The 7,088-nt window shown below is 70.8% G+C and carries 5 protein-coding genes; 4 read left to right on the top strand and 1 reads right to left on the bottom strand.

The features are described from left to right. On the top strand, nt 1-2,011 hold a 2,011-nt coding region (locus tag H3C53_13075; GenBank protein ID MBW7917598.1), incomplete at its 5' end, for a hypothetical protein. A 97-nt stretch (nt 2,012-2,108) separates the two neighbouring features. On the opposite strand, the gene H3C53_13070 is transcribed toward H3C53_13075, so the two are convergent. Continuing rightward, entirely contained in the window at nt 2,109-3,431 is a 1,323-nt protein-coding gene (locus H3C53_13070) for a C1 family peptidase (protein ID MBW7917597.1), read from the bottom strand. A gap of 41 nt (nt 3,432-3,472) precedes the next feature. Here H3C53_13070 and H3C53_13065 point away from each other — a divergent pair, with 41 nt between their 5' ends. From H3C53_13065 to H3C53_13055, 3 genes are all read left to right on the top strand, one after another. Continuing rightward, on the top strand, nt 3,473-4,693 hold the full coding sequence (locus tag H3C53_13065) for an alkaline phosphatase family protein (GenBank protein MBW7917596.1): 1,221 nt from the start codon (nt 3,473-3,475) through the stop codon (nt 4,691-4,693). A 136-nt stretch (nt 4,694-4,829) separates the two neighbouring features. Continuing rightward, nucleotides 4,830-6,182, top strand: a complete 1,353-nt coding sequence (gene nrfD, locus H3C53_13060) for a polysulfide reductase NrfD (protein MBW7917595.1) — start codon at nt 4,830-4,832, stop codon at nt 6,180-6,182. A gap of 248 nt (nt 6,183-6,430) precedes the next feature. Further along, a partial coding sequence (locus H3C53_13055) for a ubiquinol-cytochrome c reductase iron-sulfur subunit (GenBank protein ID MBW7917594.1) occupies nt 6,431-7,088 on the top strand: 658 nt, incomplete at its 3' end.

The raw sequence follows: 7,088 nt of genomic DNA, 5'->3' as shown, positions 1-7,088 counted from the left end.
AGGCGGGTGGCGGCTCGGCGGATCCGGCACGTACGTCCCCGGGGAACAGGGCCCGTCGTTCGGCGCCACCGGCTTCGCGGTGAGCCAACTCCCCGGGTTGGACTTGCAGTTCTCGGCCGCCACGAACGCCTCGTCCTCCGGTCGCGCCGACTCACTGGCGGCGAGTTACCGCACGCCCATAAGCGAGGACGTGGTGCTGGGCCTGGGAGGTAGTCTCAGCGGCTTCGGGAAGCAGGGCGGGTACCAGGTGGTGGCCGGGTTCAACGAGAGCCTCGGCTACCAGTCGCAGACCTTCGACGTGACTCAGACCTACTCGGCGGTGCCTCAGAGCGGCTTCCACGCGATCGGGCTCACGGGAGGACTACGGTCGGCCGGTGCCGTGGGCCTACGTGCTTCGACCTCGCTGCTCATCAGCCCCGCATCGCAGACGTGGCGCAACGCGGTGAGCGTCAGCGGGAGGTTGGCGCCCGGCATCGGCCTCGGCGTCACGGGGACCTACCAGACGTCGACGGCGGACGCCACCTGGAGCGTGGCGCCGCGGCTTTCCATCTCCTACGGCCGGCGCGACCTGAGCTTCGGCCTCACGGTCGGGTACGCGTACACCGGAGTGGTTCGGGGGGACGTCGCGCCTGCCAGCAGCTACTCGGCGACCGCGAACCTGGGCGCTGGACCGTTCCGGGTGACGAGCAGCGCCGTCTACGAGTACGAGCAGCCGGCGGCCGACCCGGGCGCCGCCAGGTTCGCCGTGGCCGTGGCGGCCGAGTACCGGCCGGCGACCGCCACGACGATCACGGGACGGTGGAGCTACGAGTCCGACACCTCCAAGGGGTCGGGTGGCATGGAGTTCGGGGTGGTCTGGAAGCAGCGGTGGTCGAGGTACGCCTCGACGTCACTAAGCTACGACAAGTCGTTCGTCGGCAGCCTCGGCGGCGGCGTGCCGAGTCAACACGACAGGATCGCGCTGATCGGCGAGTTCCGGGACGCCGGGATCGAAGGACTCGACCTGGCAGCGGGCTATGCCCTGACCTCATCAGGAGGCCTCTTCACGGGCGCGCCCATCACTCACGACCTGAGTCTCCGCGCAGGCTACACGCTGCGCTTCTCGTTCGACACGCCCGACGCGGTGGTCGGCCTGTTCGGTGGTCGCAAGGGGGGCGAAGTCTCGGGCGTGGCGTATGTCGACCGTGATCTAGATGGCATGCTCAGCGCGGGCGACGAGCGCCTCGGAGGCCTCGAGGTCATGTTGGGTGGCGCCAGGGCGACCACGGACGAGACGGGTGCCTTCTCTGTGCGCGTCAGGGCCGGTAGTTACGCCTGGCGGTTCGGGGCCGGCCTACCTGCCGATGTGCAGTTACTCGGCGAGGGCGTGGTCAGGGTGGAGGACGACAGCACGGAGCGGGTGGACCTGAGGTTGTCGCCCGTCGCCACCCTCGAGGTGCACCTGTTCGATGACGTCGATAACGACGGGGTGCGCGGCACCGACGAGCGCGGCATCTCGTTCGGGCGCGTCATCATCAGCGGGCCAGCTGAAGAGGTCGTCATGGTGGACGCCCGTGGCAACGCCGTGGTCAGTGGTCTCGTGCCGGGCACCTATACCGTAGCTCCCGACCCCGCCGGGCTTCCGCCGCGCTACCGGCCCACGACGGAGCCGGTGGACGTCGTGCTGCGCGCGGGCGAGCGACTTCCGCCCGTGTCGGTTGGAGCGGCGCCGCCCCCACGTGAGGTCGTCACGACGTTCAGCGGCGCGAAGCTGGCGGTCGTGGCCCGGACCGCGGGCACGTCGGTCGACCCGGGCGGCGAACTAGCGGTCTTCGCCCTAGTCAGTGGCGACCCGGAACGCGTGGTCGCCAGGTTCGGAGGGCAGGAGGTGCCCTTGACGAATCAGGGTGGCCGCTGGGTTGCCACCGTGCTCATCCCGGAGGGCATGCCCGGCGGGGCAGCCGAGCTCCGCGTAGTCGCGTTCCGTGGCGACTCGAGCGTGGAGTCGGTCGTGACCGTGAACGTGAGGTAGGAACCCCGCCAGGCGCTCCGGACCGACAACGGGCGTGGTGCCCCGTAGAGGGCGACCGGTGAGGCAGGGGCGACCCTCCGGGCGCGCGCGCCCAAGCTCAGCGCGCCAACGCCCCCATCGGGTCCCAAGCCGGCAGCACGATCGGTTCCAGGTCGAGGGCCGCCCGAAGCTCGGGCGGCAGGGCGCTCTTGTGGGCCGCGATCTCGAAGACGTACTCGTCGAACCACGAGTCGGTCATGGTGTAGAAGCCCTTCTCGCCGTTGGCGTCGCCCCAGCTGTTCTCCACGCGCCAGCGGCGCGGGGTCTCGCCCATGAGGTCGACGCCGGTGAAGAGCATGGCGTGGGTCATCTGCGTCTCGTGGTAGTCGAGCCGGCCCGCCTTGTCGAGCGTGAACGGGGTGCCGTACACGCCGGCGTAGTCGAAGAGCCTGGCGTCCCACACCCCCAGGTCGCGCCGCATCTGCTGCCCGACGTCGCAGCCGAACCACACGGGCTCGCCGCCCGCTATCGCTTCCGCCGCGACGCGCTTCATCAGGCCCGGTTCGACGTTCAGGTAGATGACGCGCTCGCCGAGCACGTTGCCGAGGAAGTCGACGGTGAAGGTGCGCCCTCGGGGGCTCGTGGCGCGCGGGTCGTCGACGAGGCACACGTACGCGGCCAGGTCCAGGGTCACGTAGCGCTGCGCGAACTCCTGAGGGGTCAGCTCGCCGTCGCGGTGGAAGGCCTTGTCGGCGTCCAGCCACTGCCACTCGAAGCGCGTGGGCGGCGTGCCGAGGTGGATGGCGAGGACGCGGTAGCAGGCGGCCAGCGCCTCGTCCCGCACGCGCTCCTCGACCTCGGCGTCGGGCGCCTCGCGCAGGGCCTTGGCGGCCTGGTGCAGCACGGCGCGCAGGCCCGCGTTCATGCGGCCCGTGTTGGACGACGATTCCGTCTCGGGCATGGCCGACTTCGGCACCAGGCCGTGCTTCCTGACGAGCGCCACGAACATGTTCCACTGGCCGCCGTCACCCATCACGTTGTCGTGCAGGAACGCGACGGTGCGGTCGTCAGCGTCGCGGTCCTTCGTGGCGAGGACCGCGTCCAGGTAGTAGTTGGCGCGCTCGAGCTTGTCGAAGAACATGGGGTAGTTCTGCGAGAACTCGAACTCCTTCGCGCCCAGCTTCTTCATGGCCCCGGCCCGCAGCAGGTTCAGGCCCGCGAACAGCCAGCAGCGCCCGCTCTTCTTCTGGTCCGTTACCGCCCAGTCGTCGAGGCGGTGCGAGACGGTGCGGTCGATGCCGACCAGGACGGTGCGGTCGAGGGCCACGTCGTCGAGGGGGGTCTGGGTGACGGCGTTCTGCATGAGGCGGTTGGTGGGATTGGCCGCGAACTCCCTACGCAGCGCGGCGACGCGTTCCGGGGTGATGGCGCGTTCTCGCATGCCGCGATCTTAGCCCCGGTCGGCCGGTGCTAGACTGCTTGGTGCCCAAAGTCCTCCTCGTCATGATCGACGGCGTGAGCGCCGACAGCTTCCGCCGTCACCTCGGCCGCATGCCCAACCTCGCGCGCTTGGCGCGCGGAGGCGTAACGGTGGAGCGCCTCGCGTCGCTGGTGCCCGGCATCTCGTTGCCGGGGCGCGCGTCGATCCTCACGGGGCGGAGCGCCGCCGAGATCGGCGTGTACGGCAACAAGGTGTGGGACGGAGTGGGGTTCTCGTACGCCACGCCCGACGACGTCCGCGTGCCCACCCTGGCGCGCCGGGCGCTGGACGCGGGCCTCGACGTGGCGAGCGTCGGCTTCGGGATGGTCCGTCCGGAGGACGCCACCGTGTTCAGGCGGCCCTGGTGGGTCGACGACTTCGTGCAGCGCGGGCGCGACGCGGAGCCGACCCCGAGCCAGGGCGCGTGGTTGCGTGTCGCCAACCACGTCGACGCCACGGGCAGGCTGGCGGAGGCCGCGGCCGCGGTCGGCTACCCGGCCGACTTCCCGGCGCGCTTCCCGGACCGGCTCGTTTACGGCCTGACCGGCGACATGCACGTGGCCAACTGGGCCGGGCTCCTCGGCGGCTCCGAGCGGGCGCCCGACCTGCTGCTCACCGAGCTGCTCATGACCGATTCCGTGCAGCACCGCTTCGGCTTCGAGAGCGAGGCGGCGCTGTGGTCGCTGGGGTACGCCGATAACCTCGTGGGCGTCATCCTGCGGCGGCTCGGCGCGAGGGCCGAGGAGTACACGTTCGTGGTGTTGAGCGACCACGGCCACCTCACGGTCGATCGCGTCATCCGGCCCGAGGTGGTCCTGCCGGGCCACGTCACGGATTGCGAGGGCGGCCACCTGCACGTGGTGGTGGAGGACGACGCGGACGCCGCCGCCGTCGCGGAGCGGCTCGCGCCGTTCGGAGCCGTGCCGTACGACAACTCGTACCTGCCGCCCGACCACCGCCGGCGGGTGAGGGCGTTCCTGGCGCCCGACGGCGTCGGGTTCGAGCCGGGCCCGGCCGACGCCCCCGTGACGGCGCCCAACAACGTGTCGAGCCACGGCCTCCGCCCCGGCCACCCCGGCGACGACCGCTTCCTGCTGGTGAGCGGTCCCGGCGTGGCGCCGCGCCGCATCCCTCGCGCCGAGGCCGGGCAGGTCGCGCCGACGGTGGCGCGGCTGCTAGGGCTCGCCGGGGAAGACTACCCGCAGCGCGCGCTGCCGCTCTGAGGCGCCGCTTCACGGGCCCGGAGCCGGGTCGCGTCCGGCGGCAGGCTGCCCAGGCCCGACCCCTACCGCGCCGTGGGTCGGCCGGTGGCTCAGCGCGCACTGTGCGGTGGCGCCGGCGTCCCTACCATTGGGCGAGATGGCACTCTCCGGCCGGTCGGTGCGGGAGCGCGCACCCGTCCTCGACCCCACCCTCACCCGAGGTGCCGTCGACGACCTGATCGACGCCCCCATCCTCGCGCGCGGGGCGCCGCGCTGGTGGTTCGTCGGCTTCGGCGTCTCGGCCGCACTGCTCGTCTTGTTCCTGGTCGCGGTGGTGCGGAGCGTCACCGGCGGCATCGGGGTGTTCGGCGACACCATCCCGTCGGCGTGGGGGTTCCCCATCATCAACCTGGTGTGGTGGATCGGCATCGCGCACGCCGGCACGCTCATCTCGGCGATACTCCTCCTCACGCGGCAGGAGTGGCGCGGCTCCATCAACCGGCTGGCGGAGGCCATGACGCTGTTCGCCGTGACGTGCGCGGGCCTCTACCCGATCTTGCACCTGGGCAGGCCGTGGCTCTTCTACTGGCTGGCGCCGTACCCGGACACGTTCGGGCTGTTCCCGCAGTTCCGCAGCCCGCTCGCCTGGGACTTCTTCGCCGTGCCCACCTACGCGGTCGTGTCGGCGCTCTTCTGGTACGTGGGGCTCCTCCCGGACCTCGCCACCCTGCGCGACAGGGCCGGGACGAGGGGCGCCCAACTGGCCTACGGCCTGTTCGCGCTCGGCTGGTGCGGTTCGGCCAAGCACTGGCAGCGCTACCGGCGGGCGTACCTGCTGCTGGCTGCCATCGCCACCGCGCTGGTGGTGTCGGTGGAGAGCACCATCAACCTCGACTTCTCCTACGCCCTCGTGCCGGGGTGGCACGCCACGGTGGGCCCGCCGTACTTCGTGGCGGGCGCGATGTTCGCGGGCTTCGCGATGGTGCTGGTGCTGGTCGTCCCCGTGCGTCGCTCCTTCGGGCTGCAGGGGGTCATCACGCTCAGGCACCTCGACAACTGCGCCAAGTTGATGCTCGGCCTGGGGCTGGTGGTCGTGTACGGCCGGGTCATCGAGTTCTTCGGGGCATGGTTCGGGGGGAACCCCGTCGAGCGCTTCGTGGCTCGCAGCCGTGTGGTCGGACCGTACGCGTTCGCCTTCTGGGTGACGGTCGTCATGTTCGTGACGATCCAGCTGCTGTGGTCGCGGCGCGTCCGTGCGCGGCCGCGAGCGCTGTTCGGTATATCGGTGGTGGTGTTGGTGGGGATGTGGTTCGACACCTTCATGTTCATCGTGGCGAGTCTCAGCCGCGGCTACCTGCCGTCGGCGTGGCACCTGTACGTGCCGACCTTCTGGGACCTGGCGCTGTTCACTGGCTCGTTCGGGCTGTTCTTCACGCTGTTCTTCCTGTTCCTCCGCTTCCTGCCGGTCGTCAACCAGAGCGAGGTGAAGGCGCTCGTCGAGGGGCGCTAGCGCAGCTCGACGGTCTTCCGCGCGGTGTGACGGTTGTGCGTCAGGCGTGCGAGAGCCGGGCCTAGCATCGCCGCATGCTCGCCAGAAGCATCGGTGGTGGCCGATTCTCGCGTTCACGCCATGGCGCTGAAGCCTGGGCTGTCGAGACGGCGTTCGAGTCGAGCGGCAAGGTGGACCGGGGAGGGTCCGGACAGTGGTGGCTAGGTGGTGGCAACGAGCATGGGGCGAGCTGAGACGGAGGATCGTGGATGACGACGAGGGAGGAAGGGCAGGACGGAAGCAACGCCGGCGCGAGGGACGCCAAGCGCGCGGTCAGCCGGCGGGACCTGCTGAAGAACGCGCTGGTCGCGGGCGTGGGCCTGACCATGGCGGACGTGCTGGGGCCCGCCTTCGCGCAAGCCGACGCGACGACCGAGACCGACCCCACCAAGCTCCCCCCGCAGAAGGGCGACGTCTTCGTGTTCGCGGGTTCCCAGAACAAGGGCAAGGTCATCACGGACGACGACGTCCCGCTGGGCGGCCCGCAGGTCCTGGCGTGGCCGGCAGTGGTGTCCAACAAGGACGGCACGCCCACGGTCGAGGTCGTGAGGGACGGCAACACGCAGAACGCGGTGCTGCTCGCGCGCTTCGCGCTCGGTGACTACAGCCCCGACACCAAGTCGTACGTGACCGCCTCGGGCGTGGTCGCCTACTCCGCCACCTGCACGCACCAGTGCTGCCAGGTGACCGAGTGGCTGGCCGACCAGAAGAGCTTCCACTGCCCATGCCACGGCAGCATCTACGACCCCCTCAACCACGCGCAGCAGACCCCCGACAGCCCCGCGCCGCGGCCGCTGCCGCAACTGCCCCTCATGACGGGAGCCGACGAGGCCGCCATCCCCACGGCCGCCGCGGGGTTCCGCACGC

It is taken from the genome of Trueperaceae bacterium, from assembly GCA_019454765.1.
Lineage (GTDB): Bacteria > Deinococcota > Deinococci > Deinococcales > Trueperaceae > JAAYYF01.
This window is presented reverse-complemented; position numbering and strand designations above follow the sequence as displayed.